The organism is Rhizobium ruizarguesonis (assembly GCF_017357285.1).
GTDB classification, from domain to species: domain Bacteria; phylum Pseudomonadota; class Alphaproteobacteria; order Rhizobiales; family Rhizobiaceae; genus Rhizobium; species Rhizobium ruizarguesonis.
This window is the reverse complement of record NZ_CP071680.1, coordinates 408,447-424,814: the sequence shown is the minus strand read 5'-3', so window position 1 is coordinate 424,814 and position 16,368 is coordinate 408,447. Positions and strand designations below refer to the sequence as shown.

Genomic DNA, 16,368 nt, shown 5'->3' with positions numbered 1-16,368 from the left:
GATGAATTGATGCTTGGAAAGCGACAGCTGGAGGCGGGCTGAGTGTCTATCGAACTGCTGATCGAGCACTACGGCCTTTTGGCGATATTTCTGGGTGCAGCCTTCGAAGGCGAAACAGCCGCCTTCCTTGGCGGCGTCATTTCCCACCGCGGGCTGCTGACCTATTGGTCGGCGTCGCTTGCGGCAACGGCAGGATCCTTCGCCGGCGATCAGTTCTGGTTCTTCGCCGGCCGCTATGCGGCTCGATGGGGTCTCGTCCGCCGGCTGATGGAAACACCGGCGCTGGCGCGCGCAACCCGGCTCCTGGAAAGATATCCCACAGGCTTCATCCTTGCGTTTCGTTTCCTGGTGGGGTTGCGGACGATCAGCCCGATCGTCATCGGGACAACGCGAATTGCGACCGGGAAATTCATCATCCTGAATGCCGTGGCCGCGCTGGTGTGGGGGCAGCTGTTCACGGCGCTCGGTTATGTGTTCGGGCACGGCATCGAACAGACATTGGGCCACCTTCCGCTTCACCGCCACCTGTTGATCGCAGTCGGAGCCGCGGCTGTCGTCGCAGCCGCGGCTCTTGCCTTTCGCAAGATGAAACTGAGCGCCAGGCACTCATAGCGGTATGGCGTCCTAGAACAGGATAATTTTAGGCCGGGTCGGCCTAAAATCTGAATCCTGTTCTAAATTATATAGTTGGAGCATGATGTCGTCCGAAAACCGATCACACTTTTCGGCATCATGCTCTAGTCCATCACGATCTGCAGCTTCACGTCGCTTGGCCGCGCCTCGACGGCGCGATCAAACGCCGTGATCGAGTCCTCGAATTTGAAGGTCTCTGATATCAGCGGCTTCAGATCGACGCGTCCCGAGCCGAGCAGCGCGATAGAGCGCTCATACTGGTGCGCATAGCGGAACACCGTCTCGATGCGGATTTCCTTGGTGGATGCCGTCGAGACGTCGAAGCCGATCGGGTTGACCGGCAGGCCGACGACGACGATGACGCCGCCCGGGCGCGGCAGCGCCATGATCGTCTCCCAGGCCTTCGGCGAACCGGAGCATTCGAAGACGACATCGGCGCCCCAGCCGTCGGTCAGCCGGCCGACCTCTTCGACCAGGTTCTTCTCGCGGATATTGACCGGAATGACACCCTGGTACTGTGCGGCGATATCGAGCTTCGGCTGGGCGAGATCGGCAACGATCGCGCGGGAGCAGCCGCCGGCAAGGGCCGCGATCGCCACCATCGTGCCGATCGGCCCGGCGCCGAGGATGACGGCAGTGTCGCCCGGCACAATTTTCGCCTTGCTCGCCGCCTGCATGCCGACGGCAAAGGGCTCGACCATGGCGCCTTCGGCAAAGCTGACATTGTCGGGCAGCTTGAAGGTGTAATTGGCGGGATGCACGACCTCCGGCGTCAGCACGCCGTGGATTGGCGGGGTCGCCCAGAAGGTGACGGCCGGGTCGATATTGTACATGCCGAGCCGGCTTGCCTTGGAATTCGGATCGGGAATGCCAGGCTCCATGCAGACGCGGTCGCCGACTTTCAGATGGGTGACGCCGGCGCCGACCTCGACCACCGTGCCCGCCGCCTCATGGCCGAGCACCATCGGCGCGTTGACGACGAAGGGGCCGATCTTGCCGTGCGTGTAATAATGCACGTCCGAACCGCAGACGCCGACCGTGTGGATCCTGATCTTCACCTCGCCGGGGCCGGTTTCGAGCGGCAGATCGATATCGCGGAGCGCAAGCTCATGCTGGCGCTCGAGGACAAGCGCGCGGACTTTGGTCATCGTCGGTTTCCTTCCCTAGTGGCTTGCCCATGACTCCATCGGGCAGTGTTGCAGCTGACTATAAAGCCCGAAGCCTTCCCAATTCAACCAGATTGCGAAGGCTTTTGCTCAACAAATGAAAAAATGCTCACTCGTACTTCCCGAGGCTCAGTGACGGCAGCGGCCCGTCCGAAACCTGCACCAGCCTGATCCGACGGCGAGCGGCCCCATAAGGGCATTTATAAGATTTTTATATAGATGGCCTGTCGTCCGTCTCGAACCTTTATGCGCTTCGGCTCCATATTCATGGCCGAGAGATCGAAAGATCATCTCCACGCCAGAAAGCATGAAAGGCGGCCTCCCAGCGCCCTTTGTCTTGTCTGACTCCAAGAAGAACAACAGGAGTCACGATCATGATGGATATCATTCTACTTGGCACGGCGATCATATTCTTTGCGCTGTGCTTTGCCTACACCCGAGCCTGCGACAGGCTTTGACAGGAGAAACGACGATGACCCTCGATTATGTCTTGAGCGGTGCCGTAACCGTGTTTCTCACCGTTTACCTCACCTACGCTCTCCTTCGCCCAGAACGCTTTTGAAGAGAACTGGCGCTTCTGAGGTCGCGCATCCGCGACCGAGAAGCAGCCGGGAATTGAAAGTTACCCCAAATGACCCTCAACGGATGGCTTCAGATCCTGCTTTACTGCGGGATCGTCCTCGTGCTCGTCAAACCGCTCGGCGGTTACATGACGCGTGTCTACAATGGCGAGCGCACATTCCTCTCCCCGGTCCTCGTTCCGATCGAACGGGGGCTTTACGCCATTGCCGGCACCAGCGAGCGCGAGGAGCAGCATTGGACCTCCTATGCCTTCGCGATGCTGATGTTCAACCTGCTCGGTGTGCTTATCCTCTACGCGCTCCTGCGCCTGCAGGACGTCCTGCCCTATAATCCGGCCGGCATGGCCGCCGTCCCGCCGGAGCTTTCGTTCAACACCGCCGTCAGCTTTCCCACCAACACCAACTGGCAGAATTACGGCGGCGAAAGCACCATGTCGTATCTGACCCAGATGGCCGGCTTCACGGTGCAGAACTTCCTGTCGGCCGCGACCGGCATGGCGATCGCTGTCGCCTTCATCCGTGCCTTCGCACGGGCGTCGGGCAAGGCGATCGGCAATTTCTGGGTCGATATGATCCGCGGCACGTTCTACATCCTGCTGCCGATCTGCATCGTGCTGACCATCGTCTACGTCTATCTCGGCGTACCGCAGACGCTTGGCGCTTATGTCAATGCGACCACGCTCGAAGGCGCGCAGCAGACGATTGCCGTCGGCCCCGTCGCCTCGCAGCTTGCGATCAAGATGCTCGGCACCAATGGCGGCGGCTTCTTCAACGCCAATTCGGCCCATCCGTTCGAAAATCCCGACGCGATCTCCAATCTCATCCAGATGGTCTCGATCTTCGCGATCGGCGCGGCTTTGACCAACGTCTTCGGCCGCATGGTCGGCAACCAGCGCCAGGGCTGGGCGATCCTTGCCACGATGGGCGTGCTGTTCGTCGCAGGCGTCATCGTGACCTATTGGGCTGAAGCTGCCGGCAACCCGCTGATGCATGCCTTCGGTCTTGGCGGCGGCAATATGGAAGGCAAGGAAGTCCGCTTCGGCGTCGCCCTGTCATCGCTGTTTGCGGTCATTACCACGGCCGCCTCCTGCGGCGCGGTCAATGCCATGCATGGCAGCTTTACCGCGCTTGGCGGCCTGATCCCGCTAATCAACATGCAGCTCGGCGAGATCATCGTCGGCGGTGTCGGCGCGGGCTTCTACGGCATCCTGCTCTTCATCATCGTCGCCGTCTTCGTCGCCGGCCTGATGGTCGGCCGCACGCCGGAATATCTCGGCAAGAAGATCGAGGCGAAGGAAATGAAAATGGCCGTTCTCGCCATCCTCTGCCTGCCGCTCGCCATGCTGGTCTTCACCGCGATCGCCACCGTGCTGCCTTCCGCCGTCGCCTCCGTCGGCACCGCCGGCCCGCACGGTTTCTCCGAGATTCTCTATGCCTATACGTCGGCTGCGGCCAACAACGGCTCGGCATTCGGCGGCCTGACCGGCAATACGCCCTGGTACAACATCACTCTCGGCATCGGCATGCTCGCTGGCCGCTTCCTGGTCATCATCCCGGCGCTTGCAATCGCCGGCTCGCTGATCGCCAAGAAGACGGTCCCAGCCTCGGCGGGCACCTTCCCGACGGACGGTCCGCTCTTCGTCGGCCTTCTCGTCGGCACGATCCTGATCGTCGGCGGTCTGACCTTCTTCCCGGCACTCGCGCTCGGCCCTGTCGTCGAGCACCTGGTCATGATCGCCGGCCAGACCTTCTGAGGTGATGCCATGATCCTCCGTCACAGGCTTCGCAACGCCTTCCACCCTCGTCCCGGTGCGCCGGGACGAGGGAATGGCCCGACGGCCCGCGCCTCCGACATCATCCTGGTGATGATGGCAGGCCTCCTCGTCATCGTCGCCGCATTCAAGATCTTACAGGGCTGACCGGCCGCCGGTTCGCCACCCTCGTTTCAAAGCTGGAGTCTCTTATGAGCCAGGCAAAATCCGCGAGTATCATGGATAGTCGCATCCTCATTCCGGCCGTGGGCGCCGCTTTCAAGAAGCTGAACCCCCGCGCGCTTGCCAGAAACCCGGTCATGTTCGTCGTGGCCACGGTCTCGGTGCTGACCACCGTCCTCTTCCTGCGCGATCTCGTAGCAGGCAACGGCAATCTCGGCTTCTCGTTCCAGATCAATCTCTGGCTCTGGTTCACCGTGCTCTTTGCCAACTTCGCCGAAGCCGTCGCCGAAGGCCGCGGCAAGGCGCAGGCGGATTCGCTGCGCAAGGCGCGCACCGAAACCCAGGCGAAGCTGCTCACCGCCAACAATGGCAGTGGCTACCGCATGGTGCCGGGCACCAGCCTCAAGGTCGGCGATCTCGTGCTGGTCGAGGCCGGCGACATCATCCCCTCGGACGGCGAAGTGATCGAAGGTGTGGCCTCCGTCAACGAAGCGGCGATAACAGGCGAATCCGCCCCTGTCATCCGCGAATCCGGCGGCGACCGCTCGGCCGTCACCGGCGGCACGCAGGTGCTGTCCGACTGGATACGTGTCCGCATCACCGCGGCTGCCGGCTCGACCTTCATCGACCGGATGATTGCGCTCGTCGAAGGCGCCGAACGCCAGAAGACGCCGAACGAGATCGCGCTTAACATCCTGCTCGCCGGCATGACGCTGATCTTCGTGCTTGCCACCGCGACGATCCCGAGCTTTGCCATCTATGCCGGCGGCTCGATCCCGATCATCGTGCTCGTCGCCCTCTTCGTCACCCTGATCCCGACGACGATCGGCGCACTGCTCTCGGCAATCGGCATTGCCGGCATGGACCGCCTCGTCCGCTTCAACGTGCTCGCCATGTCCGGCCGCGCGGTCGAAGCCGCCGGCGACGTCGACACACTGCTGCTCGACAAGACGGGCACGATCACGCTCGGCAATCGCCAGGCGACGACCTTCCGTCCGGTCCGCGGCGTTTCCGAACAGGATCTTGCCGATGCCGCCCAGCTCGCCTCGCTTGCCGACGAAACGCCGGAAGGCCGTTCCATCGTCGTGCTCGCCAAGGAGAAATACGCGATCCGCGGCCGCGACATGGCAAGCCTGAAAGCAACCTTCGTGCCCTTCACCGCCCAGACCCGCATGAGCGGCGTCGATCTCGAAGGAGCCTCGATCCGCAAGGGTGCGGTCGATGCCGTGCTGACCTATGTCAATGGCGATTCATCCTCGAAAAACGGCAGCGAGGTCGTGCGCGAACTGCAGTCGATCGCCGACGAAGTCGCCAAATCAGGCGGCACGCCGCTGGCCGTTGCCCGCGACGGCAGGCTGCTCGGCGTCATCCAGCTCAAGGATATCGTCAAGGGCGGCATCCGCGAGCGCTTCACCGAGCTGCGTCGCATGGGCATCCGCACCGTGATGATCACAGGCGATAACCCGCTGACGGCAGCCGCCATCGCAGCCGAAGCCGGCGTCGACGACTTCCTCGCCCAGGCGACGCCGGAGATGAAGCTGGCGCTGATGCGCGAGGAACAGTCGAAGGGCAAGCTTGTCGCCATGTGCGGCGACGGCACCAACGATGCGCCCGCACTTGCCCAGGCCGATGTCGGCGTCGCCATGAACACCGGCACCGTCGCCGCCCGCGAGGCCGGCAACATGGTCGATCTCGATAGCGATCCGACGAAGCTCATCGAGATCGTCGAGATCGGCAAGCAGCTCCTGATGACGCGCGGCGCGCTGACGACGTTTTCGATCGCCAACGACATTGCCAAGTACTTCGCCATCATCCCGGCGATGTTCCTGACCTTCTACCCGCAGCTCGGCGTGCTCAACATCATGGGATTGTCGACGCCGCAAAGCGCCATCCTCTCGGCGATCATCTTCAATGCGCTGATCATCATCGCACTGATCCCGCTGTCATTGAAGGGTGTCCGCTACCGTCCGATCGGCGCCGGCGCGCTGCTGTCGCGCAACCTGCTGATTTATGGTGCCGGCGGCATCATCGTCCCCTTCATCGGCATCAAGGCGATCGACATGGCTGTCGCAGCCCTCGGCCTCGCCTAAGGCCTGGAGCCATCCCGGTTCCGAGAGGATCGGAACCGGAGCTCTTCGCAAAAGAACACTCCAAGGAGTAAGACAATGCTGAAAGAACTTCGTCCGGCAATCGTGATGATCGTCGCCACCACCGCCATAACCGGCCTTCTCTATCCGCTCGCCATGACGGGTGCTGCCCAGGCCCTCTTCCCGACCCAGGCGAACGGCAGCCTGATCGAGAAGAACGGCCAGGTGATCGGCTCGACGCTGATCGGTCAGGCCTTCACCAGCGACAAGTATTTCCACGGCCGCCCTTCGGCCGCCGGCGACGGCTACAATGCGGCCGCCTCCAGCGGCTCTAACCTCGGCCCGACCAGCCAGAAGCTGATCGACCGCGTCAAGGGTGATTACGAGGCAGCCAAGGCGGCGAACCCGACGGCCGAAGTCCCCGCCGACCTCGTCACCGCTTCGGGCAGCGGCCTCGACCCCCATATCTCGCCGGAAGCGGCCTATTTCCAGGTACCGCGCGTCGCCAAGGCACGCAGCATGGATGAAGCCAAGGTCAAGGCACTGGTCGACGGCGCCGTTCAAGCCCGCGAACTCGGCATTCTCGGCGAACCTACAGTCAATGTTCTGGCGTTGAACCAGACCCTTGATGCTTCTATGACTCAGTGACCCTGCCAGGTTGGGCGCACCCGTTCATTCCCATCCGCGGTAGCGCCCGCCCCGGCAGGCATTTGCAGAAAGACCATACGCATGCCAGACGACAATCGCGACCAGGCCGGCAGGCCCTCGCCCGATGCGCTTCTCGAAAAAGCCCGGGCTGAAACGCGCGGCCGTCTGAAGATCTTTCTGGGTGCCGCCCCCGGTGTCGGCAAGACCTATGAGATGCTCGTCTCCGGCCGCGCCAAGATCGCCGATGGTCTCGATGTCGTCATCGGCGTCGTCGAAACCCACGGCCGCAAGGAGACCGAGGCGCTCGTCGCCGGCTTCGAGATCATCCCCCGCGTCGAAATCAGCTACAAGGGCCGGCCGCTCGAGGAAATGGACCTCGACGGCATCCTCGCCCGCCGGCCGGATCTCGTGCTGGTCGACGAACTCGCCCACACCAATGCCGAGGGCAGCCGCCATCCGAAGCGCTACCTCGACGTCAAGGAATTGCTCGATCGCGGCGTCGACGTCTATACGACGCTGAACATTCAGCATGTCGAGAGCCTGAACGACGTCGTTTCACAGATTACCCGCATCCGCGTGCGCGAGACGGTGCCGGACTCGATCATCGACCTTGCCGACGACGTCGAGATCATCGATCTGACGCCGGATGATTTGATCAAGCGGCTGCATGACGGCAAGGTCTATATGGCGCGCACGGCCGAGCGGGCGCTCACCAACTACTTCACCCCCGGCAACCTGACGGCGCTGAGGGAACTCGCGCTGCGCAAAACTGCCCAGCGCGTCGACGATCAGTTGCTCACCCATATGCAGGCCCATGCCATATCCGGCCCCTGGGCGGCGAGCGAGCGCGTACTCGTCTCGGTCGACCACCATCCGCGCTCAGCGTCACTGGTGCGCTACGCCGCCCGCATGGCCTCGCGCCTGCGCGCGCCCTGGGCCGCCGTCTATATCGAGACCAACCGCTCGATCAATCTGAGCGAGGCCGAGCGTGACACGGTCGCATCGACGCTGCGCCTTGCCGAGCAGCTCGGCGGCGAGGCGATCACCCTTCCCGGCCGCGAGGTCGCCGAAGAGCTCGTCGGTCACGCCACCGCCAATAACGTCACCCACATCGTCATCGGCGCCCCGAAGAAGCCGACATGGCGCGACTGGTGGAGCCGCTCGATCACCGACGAGTTGATCCGCAGGGCCGGAGAGATCAGCGTCCACGTCATTTCAGGCAACGAGAAGGACGGCACCACCACGCGCGGCGTCAAGGCCGCCGTCACCCCGCCGCCACTGGATTTCAGGGCCTACCTGCTGGCAACCGGCTATGTCGCTATCGCGCTCGGCGTTAGCGTCGTGCTCGACCAGGTGCTCGACGTGCGCAACCTCGCCCTCGTCTTCCTGATGGCGGTGCTGACTTCGGCCGTCCTCCACGGCCTGCGGCCGGCCCTTTACAGCTGCATCCTCAGCGCGCTGTCCTTCAACTTCTTCTTCCTGCCGCCGCGCTACACGTTGACGATCAGCGATCCGGAAAGCGTGCTTGCCCTGTTCTTCTTCCTGGGCGTGGCGATCATCGCCAGCAACCTGACCGCAACCGTGCAGCGCCAGGCCGCCGCCGCCCGCCAGCGGGCGCGCACGACCGAAGACCTCTATCTCTTCTCGAAAAAGCTCGCCGGCACCGGCACGCTCGACGACGTGCTCTGGGCGACCGCCTTCCAGCTCGCCTCGATGCTGAAGGTCCGCGTCGTGCTGCTGCTGCCGGAAGACGGCACCATTGCGGTCAAGGCCGGTTATCCGCCCGACGACACGCTCGACGATGCCGATATCGCCGCCGCCCGCTGGGCCTGGGAACACAATCACGCCGCCGGCCGTGGCGCCGACACCCTGCCCGGCGCCAAGCGCCTCTACGTGCCGCTCAGAACCGGGCGCACCGCCGTCGGCGTCATCGGCCTCGACAGCGACCGCCGCGACGGGCCGCTGCTGACGCCGGAGCAACAGCGGCTGCTCGATGCGCTGGCAGACCAGGCGGCCCTTGCCATCGAACGCATCCAGCTTGTCGCCGATGTCGACCGGGCAAGACTTGGGGCCGAAGCCGACCGGCTGCGCTCGGCGCTGCTGACTTCGATCTCGCATGACCTGAAGACACCGCTTGCCGCCATCCTCGGCGCCGCCGGCACGCTACGCGATTATTTCGCCTCGATGTCGGAGGAGGATCGCGCCGATCTGCTCTCGACCGTCGTCGACGAATCCGAACGCCTCAACCGCTTCATCGCCAACCTGCTCGACATGACCAAGATCGAGTCCGGCGCGATGGAGCCGAACTCCGCGCTGCATTATGCCGGAGACATCGTCGGCAGCGCGCTGCGCCGGGCCGCAAAAATCCTCGATCACCACAAGGCCGAGATGAGCATTCCCGCCGACCTGCCGATGGTGCGCGTCGATCCTGTTCTCTTCGAGCAGGTGATGTTCAACCTGCTCGACAATGCGGCGAAATACGCGCCCGAGGGATCGGTCATCCACATCGAGGGCTGGGCCGATGCCGACAACGTCGTCGTGCAGGTCTCGGACGAAGGCCCGGGTATTCCGCCGGCCGATCTTAACCGCGTCTTCGATACCTTCTACCGCGTGCGCAAGGGCGATCAGGTGCGCGCCGGCACAGGGCTTGGCCTTTCCATCTGCCGCGGCTTCATCGAGGCGATGGGCGGCACGATCACCGCCGGCAACCGAACGGGCCGTCCGGGCGCCGTCTTCACCATCCGCCTGCCGAAACCCAACGACATTCCGAAACTGGATGAACTCAAATGACCGGTTCAGCCGTCAAAATCCTCGTCGTCGACGACGAGCCTCCGATCCGCAAGCTGCTTCGCGTCGGCCTGAACGCGCAGGGCTACGAGGTGCGCGAGGCGCCAAACGCCAGCGCCGCCCGGCAGTCGGTCGCCGATGACATGCCCGATCTCATCGTGCTTGACCTCGGCCTGCCCGACACGCCCGGGCATGACCTCTTGCAGGAGTGGCGCGACGAAGGGCTTTCCATGCCCGTCGTCATTCTGTCCAGCCGCACCGACGAGGCCGGTATCGTCAAGGCGCTGGAAAGCGGGGCCGACGATTACGTCACCAAGCCCTTCGGCATCAACGAGCTCGGCGCTCGCATCCGCGTGGCGCTGCGCCACCGCCTGCAGCAGCAGGGCGAAAAGGCGATCTTCCAGACCGGCGGACTGTCGATCGATCTTGTCAAGCGCATCGTCAAGATCGACGGCACGGAAATAAAGCTGTCGCCGAAGGAATACGACATCCTGCGCGTGCTCGCCCAGCATGCCGGCAAGGTGCTGACACACCAGTTTCTTCTAAAGCAGGTATGGGGGCCGGCGGCTGACGTGCAGTATCTGCGCGTCTATATCAGGCAGCTGCGGCAAAAGGTCGAGCAGCTTCCGGACCAGCCGCACTATATCACCACCGAGACCGGCGTCGGCTACCGGCTCAGGGAACCGGACTGACCTCCCTTCCCTCCCGCTGCCCGAACAGTATCGAGCCCGAACAGCATCGAGAATGACATGAACCTTCCCAACATCATCCGGCCGGAACACACCTTCATCGGCGTGTCGGCGCCGACCAAATGGCGCGCGCTGCAGACCATCGCCGACAAGGCCGCCAAGGCTTTCTCCGTCGACGGCCAGACCATCCTGAAGGCGCTCGAAGCGCGTGAGAAGCTCGGCTCCACCGGCATCGGCAACGGTATCGCCATCCCGCATGCGGCAATCGACAGCATGACCAGCCCGCGCGGCCTTCTCCTCCGCTTCGCCCAGCCGCTGGATTTCGAGGCGATCGACGATATCCCGACCGACATCGCCTTCGTGCTGCTCTTCGGAGAAAACAATCGCGGCGAATATCTGAACGTGCTTTCCGCCATCGCCAGGCGGCTGCAATCGGATGGTGTGCTTGCCGCCATGCGAAAGGCAAGGACGGTCGACGAATTCTATTCCGATTTCATCGCCGATTCACGGGGGTGACGGCATTGTTCTAAATTAAAAAAGGCGCGGCCCGAAGGTCGCGCCCTCTCGTCTGCAATCAGACTGTCTTAAAAATCGCGCTGGAAGCGCAGGAAGCCGAACACGTCGTCGTCGCCTTCGTCCTCATCGTGATATTGCACGCTGAGCTTCGTACGCAGATCATCGACGATCTGGTAGTCGATGGTGACACCGGTGGTATAGGCGCTGCCGCCGGTGAAGCCGTTGCCGTCAGCCTCGAGAGCGATGTTTTCGAAGTACTGGAAGCCGGGAGTGACCTTCCACTTGTCGTTGATCTTCAAGGCATACTCTGCTGCGATCGTCCATTCGGACTCTTCGTAGTAGTAGTTGGCGCCGCTTGCCCATACGCCGGCAATGCCGAGCGTGCCCGGGCCGATGTCGGCATAGACGATACCGCGGACAGCGACTTCGCTGGTGTCGGTGTCATAACCGGCAAGCAGGTAAGCGCTGATGGCGCCGGCCTTGTAGGAGACCTGGCCTGCGACACCATAGTTGTTCGGGCCGTCGCCCGGCTTGGTGGCGTAGTCTTCTTCCAACTCGTCGACCGAGATGCCGGCTGCGAAAGCGCCATTCTCGTACTGATAACGGATCGAGTTGTGGTTCGTCTCGTTGCTGGCGAGCGTATCGGTCTCGCCGCTCATGTCGTCGTCCCACCAGCTGTACAGCATACCGACGCGGAAACCGGCGATATCGATGTAGCCCTCATCGAGCAATGCTTCCTGGTCCGAGGCATCGTCGACATTGTAACGCAACGTGATGACGCCGGTGAGCGTGCCATACTCGGTGTCGTTCTTGGCCTGGAAGGTGACCTGACCGCGAGTCCAGAAGTCTACGTCGGAATCGCCGGAAATATGGTCACCGAAACGCACTTCGGTACGAATGTAACCGCCGATCGAAAGGCATGTTTCCGTCCCCGGAATATAAAAATAGCCGGTACCGTAGGCGTCGCAAACGCGAACATATTCCACGGGCTCGGGTTCCGCCGCCACGATGGCGTCGGCTGCGCGGGCTCCGGAGGCCGCGGCAAGGGCGGCAACGGAGGCAAAAAGGATAGTTCTGATATTCATTTTGAATGGCCCTTAACAGGTTTGGAATGCGAGGCGCACTTCAAGGGTTGCCCCCGCGTTGGGTCGGCGAATACGACCGCAACGGAGGCCATATAGGAATCCGCAAGTGCCATCGCGGCAAAATCTTGGCAAAAATCAGCAGTACCATGTCGTTTTCGTGGAGGAACTGTGGCCAAAAAAACACGACTACTCTGCGGCGGTACGGCATGGCGGCCAATTGGCCGCGGCCAACTTCGGCACGTCCATTTCCAAATTGCCTGTTAAATGGAATGGCATTCTAACAGCCATGCCGGAACGGGAAGAACCTTTGTTTCATTATACGACTGACTTGATAGAGTTTAGACAGAAAACAGGAGGGTTCCCCATGCAGACACAACGGCTCACCCGGCTCCTCGCGGCGGCGGTGATGGCAGGTAGCTTCGCGATCGGAAGCATTGCTCCGGCGTTCGCGGATCAGACGCTGCTTAACGTTTCCTACGATCCGACTCGCGAATTATATAAGGATTTCAATGCCGCCTTTGCCGCCAAGTGGCAAAAGGACAGCGGTGAAACGGTGACGATCCAGGCTTCGCATGGCGGTTCCGGCGCCCAGGCCCGCTCCGTCATCGACGGCCTCGACGCCGACGTCGTGACGCTTGCCCTCGAAGGCGATATCGACGCCATCGCCAAGGCGACCGGCAAGATCCCGGCCGACTGGAAGACCAAGTTCCCCAACAATTCGACGCCTTATACGTCGACGATCGTCTTCCTCGTCCGCAAGGGCAACCCGAAAGGCATCAAGGATTGGGGCGACCTGGTCAAGGACGACGTGCAGGTCATCACCCCGAACCCGAAGACATCGGGCGGCGCCCGCTGGAACTTCCTTGCCGCCTGGGCCTGGGCCAAGCAGGCGAATGGCGGCGACGAAGCCAAGGCGCAGGATTACGTTTCCAAGCTGCTTCAGCACGTCCCGGTTCTCGACACCGGCGCTCGCGGCGCCACGACCACCTTCGTCCAGCGCGGCCTCGGCGATGTGCTGCTCGCCTGGGAAAACGAAGCCTATCTTTCGCTCAAAGAGCTCGGTCCCGACCAGTTCGAGATCGTGACCCCGGCTTTCTCCATCCGCGCCGACCCGCCAGTGGCCATCGTCGACGGCAATGTGGACAAGAAGGGCACGCGCAAGGTCGCCGAAGCCTATCTCAACTACCTTTATTCGGACGAAGGCCAGAAGATTGCCGCCAAGCACTACTATCGGCCGATCAAGCCGGAAGCTGCCGATCCGGCTGACATCGCCCGCTTCCCGAAGCTGACGCTGGCGACCATCGACGACTTCGGCGGCTGGAAGAGCGCACAGCCTAAATTCTTCGGCGACGGCGGCGTATTTGACCAAATCTACAAGCCGGCCCAATAATAGACTTCATGAAAGCACATAGCCCCACGCGGTGGCGGTTCAAACGGCCGAGCGTCATTCCGGGTTTCGGAATGGCGCTCGGCCTTACCTTGACCTGGCTCACCCTTCTGATCCTCATCCCGCTCTCCGGCCTTGCCGTCCGGTCGAGCGCGCTCGGCTGGGAGAAATTCTGGTCGATCGCGCTCGATCAGCGCACGCTGAACGCACTGCGCATCAGCTTCGGCAGCGCCTTCATCGCCGCGATCGTCAATGCCGTGTTTGGCATCGTCCTCGCCTGGGTGCTGGTCCGTTACCGTTTCCCCGGCAAGCGCATCATCGATGCCATGGTCGACCTGCCCTTCGCGCTGCCGACCGCCGTTGCCGGCATCGCACTGGCGACGCTCTACGCGCCGAACGGCTGGATCGGCCAGTTCCTGACGCCGCTCGGCATCAAGATCGCCTTCACGCCTGCCGGTATCGTCGTGGCGCTGATCTTCGTCGGCCTGCCCTTCGTGGTGCGCACCGTGCAGCCCGTCATGGAGGAAATCGACAAGGAAGTGGAGGAGGCAGCGGCAACGCTCGGCGCCAACCGCTTCCAGACGATTTTCCGCGTGCTGCTGCCGGGGCTGGCGCCCGCCGTGCTCACCGGCTTCGCGCTCGCCTTTGCCCGCGGCGTTGGCGAATACGGCTCGGTCATCTTCATCGCCGGCAACCTGCCGTTCAAATCGGAGATCGCGCCGCTGCTGATCATCATCAAACTCGAAGAATATAATTACGCGGCAGCGACGGGCATTGCGGCGATCATGCTGGTCCTCTCGTTCGCCCTGCTGCTCGTCATCAATCTCATCCAGAGCTGGAGCAGGCGGAGGTACGGCTATGGCGCTTGATGCGACCGCTCAACCGGCGAAGCTGCGGTCGGTGACCACCGAAAACAGGATCGCGCGCTTCACCCTGATCATCCTCTCGCTGGTCTTCCTGCTGCTGATCCTGCTTCTGCCGCTCGCCGCCGTCTTCGTCGAGGCCTTCCGCAAGGGAGCCGGCCCTTTTTTCGAAGCGCTCGCAGACGCCGAGACCTTCTCGGCGATCCGCCTGACGCTGATCGTTGCCGGCGTCAGCGTGCCTCTCAACCTCGTCTTCGGGGTCGTCGCCGCCTGGGCGATCGCCAAATTCGAGTTCAAGGGCAAGGCCTTCCTGACGACGCTGATCGACCTGCCCTTCTCGGTCTCACCTGTCATATCGGGCCTGGTCTTCGTTCTGCTGTTCGGCGCCAATACCTGGCTCGGCCAGTGGTTCAGCGCTCACGACATCAAGATCCTGTTTGCCGTCCCGGGGTTGATCCTCGCCACCATGTTCGTCACCTTCCCCTTCGTCGCCCGCGAGCTGATCCCGCTGATGCAGGAACAGGGAACGGCCGACGAGGAGGCTGCCCTTTCGCTCGGCGCCAGCGGCTGGCAGACCTTCTGGCACGTGACGCTGCCGAATATCAAATGGGGCCTGCTCTATGGCGTGCTTCTCTGCAACGCCCGCGCCATGGGCGAATTCGGCGCGGTCTCGGTGGTGTCGGGCCACATCCGCGGCCAGACGAACACCATGCCGCTGCAGGTGGAAATTCTCTACAACGAGTATAATTTCACCGGCGCTTTTGCTGTCGCGACACTTTTGGCCTTGCTCGCGCTCGTGACTCTTGTTTTGAAGACGCTGCTGGAAATGCGCTATAGCGCGGAAATCGCCGCCAGCCGGCGGCACTGAAGGAATTGGAATGGAAGTACGCGTTCAAAACATTCGCAAGGAATTCGATCGTTTTCCGGCGCTGCACGATGTCTCGCTCGACATCCGCTCCGGCGAGCTGATCGCACTGCTCGGCCCTTCGGGCTCCGGCAAAACGACATTGCTGCGGCTGATCGCCGGCCTCGAAAGCCCGACGGAGGGGCTGATCTTCTTCGGCGACGAGGATGCCTCGAAGAAGACTGTGCAGCAGCGCAATATCGGCTTCGTCTTCCAGCACTATGCACTTTTCCGCTACATGACGGTGCTCGAAAACGTCTCCTTCGGCCTCAAGGTCAGAAACAGCGCGCGGCGGCCGCCGAAGGCCGATATCCGCAGGCGGGCGCTCGAACTGCTCGACCTCGTCCAGCTTTCCGGTCTCGAAAAACGCTACCCGGCCCAGCTTTCCGGCGGCCAGCGCCAGCGCGTGGCGCTCGCCCGCGCCATGGCCGTCGAGCCGAACGTGCTGCTGCTCGACGAACCCTTCGGCGCGCTCGACGCCCAGGTGCGCAAGGATCTGCGCAAATGGCTGCGCGATATCCACGACCGTACCGGCCACACCACCGTCTTCGTCACCCACGACCAGGATGAGGCGCTGGAGCTTGCCGACCGCGTCGTCGTCATGAGCCAGGGCGCGATCGAACAGGTCGGCACACCGGACCAAGTCTACGACAATCCGAATTCTCCCTTCGTCTTCGGCTTCATCGGCCAGTCGAACTGCCTGCAGGTCGAGATATCAGACGGCGACATTCGATTCGAAGGCCGCTCGCTCGGCCTCAATGCCGAGGGCGAACCGGATGGCACGGCGCAGCTCTACTTCCGCCCGCACGATGTCAGGCTCTGCGAATCAGCCGAAAACTGTATCGCCGGCCAGCCGGTCTCAAGCCGCCGCGTGGCAGGCACCCGCCATATCGAATTGGATATCGGCAACGACCGCCCGCATATCGAGATCGAATTGCCGCCGAGCGAAGCTGAAAGGCTTGACCGCAACCGGGTAGCCTTCAAGCCAACCCGCTGGAAACTGTTCCGCAGCTGATGGAGATTGGGCCTCCCGCCCACAGCGCCGCGACTTTTTGAGAGCCGCAAAAGACGCTGTAACACTTTGAATT

At 62.5% G+C, this 16,368-nt stretch carries 15 protein-coding genes; 13 read left to right on the top strand and 2 right to left on the bottom strand.

Going from position 1 to position 16,368, the window contains the following annotated elements; genetic code table 11:
* Positions 1-42 precede the first annotated feature (42 nt).
* Positions 43-612: a DedA family protein gene (locus tag J3P73_RS30060; RefSeq protein WP_027690227.1), complete on the top strand. Its 570-nt coding sequence runs from the start codon at positions 43-45 to the stop codon at positions 610-612.
* 125 nt (positions 613-737) lie between these two features.
* On the opposite strand, the gene J3P73_RS30055 is transcribed toward J3P73_RS30060, so the two are convergent.
* Entirely contained in the window at positions 738-1,781 is a 1,044-nt protein-coding gene (locus J3P73_RS30055; RefSeq protein ID WP_018071109.1) for an NAD(P)-dependent alcohol dehydrogenase, read from the bottom strand.
* Positions 1,782-2,271: 490 nt separating this feature from the next.
* Between J3P73_RS30055 and J3P73_RS30050 the strand changes: the two genes are divergently transcribed.
* The 8 genes from J3P73_RS30050 to J3P73_RS30015 all read left to right on the top strand — a co-directional run bounded on the left by J3P73_RS30050 (position 2,272) and on the right by J3P73_RS30015 (position 11,041).
* A complete protein-coding gene (locus tag J3P73_RS30050) occupies positions 2,272-2,361 on the top strand; it encodes a K(+)-transporting ATPase subunit F (RefSeq protein ID WP_003547774.1) in 90 nt (29 codons plus the stop codon).
* A 69-nt stretch (positions 2,362-2,430) separates the two neighbouring features.
* A complete protein-coding gene (kdpA, locus tag J3P73_RS30045; protein ID WP_027690228.1) occupies positions 2,431-4,134 on the top strand; it encodes a potassium-transporting ATPase subunit KdpA in 1,704 nt (567 codons plus the stop codon).
* A 9-nt stretch (positions 4,135-4,143) separates the two neighbouring features.
* Complete coding sequence (locus J3P73_RS30040; protein WP_018071107.1) at positions 4,144-4,299, top strand: hypothetical protein; 156 nt, start codon at positions 4,144-4,146, stop codon at positions 4,297-4,299.
* 44 nt (positions 4,300-4,343) lie between these two features.
* A complete protein-coding gene (gene kdpB, locus J3P73_RS30035) occupies positions 4,344-6,404 on the top strand; it encodes a potassium-transporting ATPase subunit KdpB (RefSeq protein WP_018483394.1) in 2,061 nt (686 codons plus the stop codon).
* A 75-nt stretch (positions 6,405-6,479) separates the two neighbouring features.
* Positions 6,480-7,049 (top strand): potassium-transporting ATPase subunit KdpC, encoded by a 570-nt coding sequence (kdpC, locus tag J3P73_RS30030; RefSeq protein WP_027690229.1) that lies wholly within the window; start codon positions 6,480-6,482, stop codon positions 7,047-7,049.
* A gap of 81 nt (positions 7,050-7,130) precedes the next feature.
* On the top strand, positions 7,131-9,839 hold the full coding sequence (locus J3P73_RS30025) for a sensor histidine kinase (RefSeq protein ID WP_130772924.1): 2,709 nt from the start codon (positions 7,131-7,133) through the stop codon (positions 9,837-9,839).
* Positions 9,836-10,528, top strand: coding sequence for a response regulator transcription factor (locus J3P73_RS30020; protein WP_027690231.1), 693 nt, complete (start codon positions 9,836-9,838; stop codon positions 10,526-10,528). The genes J3P73_RS30025 and J3P73_RS30020 overlap by 4 nt, the downstream gene beginning before the upstream one ends.
* Positions 10,529-10,585: 57 nt before the next feature.
* On the top strand, positions 10,586-11,041 hold the full coding sequence (locus J3P73_RS30015; protein ID WP_018071102.1) for a PTS sugar transporter subunit IIA: 456 nt from the start codon (positions 10,586-10,588) through the stop codon (positions 11,039-11,041).
* 68 nt (positions 11,042-11,109) lie between these two features.
* On the opposite strand, the gene J3P73_RS30010 is transcribed toward J3P73_RS30015, so the two are convergent.
* A complete protein-coding gene (locus J3P73_RS30010; RefSeq protein WP_018071101.1) occupies positions 11,110-12,126 on the bottom strand; it encodes a porin in 1,017 nt (338 codons plus the stop codon).
* 364 nt (positions 12,127-12,490) lie between these two features.
* Here J3P73_RS30010 and J3P73_RS30005 point away from each other — a divergent pair, with 364 nt between their 5' ends.
* Genes J3P73_RS30005 through J3P73_RS29990 form a run of 4 tightly spaced genes read left to right on the top strand, consistent with a single transcriptional unit; the run spans position 12,491 to position 16,295 of the window.
* Positions 12,491-13,516, top strand: coding sequence for a sulfate ABC transporter substrate-binding protein (locus tag J3P73_RS30005; RefSeq protein WP_018071100.1), 1,026 nt, complete (start codon positions 12,491-12,493; stop codon positions 13,514-13,516).
* 8 nt (positions 13,517-13,524) lie between these two features.
* Positions 13,525-14,382, top strand: a complete 858-nt coding sequence (gene cysT / locus J3P73_RS30000; RefSeq protein WP_018071099.1) for a sulfate ABC transporter permease subunit CysT — start codon at positions 13,525-13,527, stop codon at positions 14,380-14,382.
* Positions 14,372-15,244, top strand: coding sequence for a sulfate ABC transporter permease subunit CysW (cysW, locus tag J3P73_RS29995; RefSeq protein ID WP_024319986.1), 873 nt, complete (start codon positions 14,372-14,374; stop codon positions 15,242-15,244). Before cysT ends, cysW begins: the two co-directional genes overlap by 11 nt.
* A 10-nt stretch (positions 15,245-15,254) precedes the next feature.
* Positions 15,255-16,295, top strand: a complete 1,041-nt coding sequence (locus J3P73_RS29990) for a sulfate/molybdate ABC transporter ATP-binding protein (RefSeq protein ID WP_024319985.1) — start codon at positions 15,255-15,257, stop codon at positions 16,293-16,295.
* Positions 16,296-16,368: the final 73 nt, after the last annotated feature.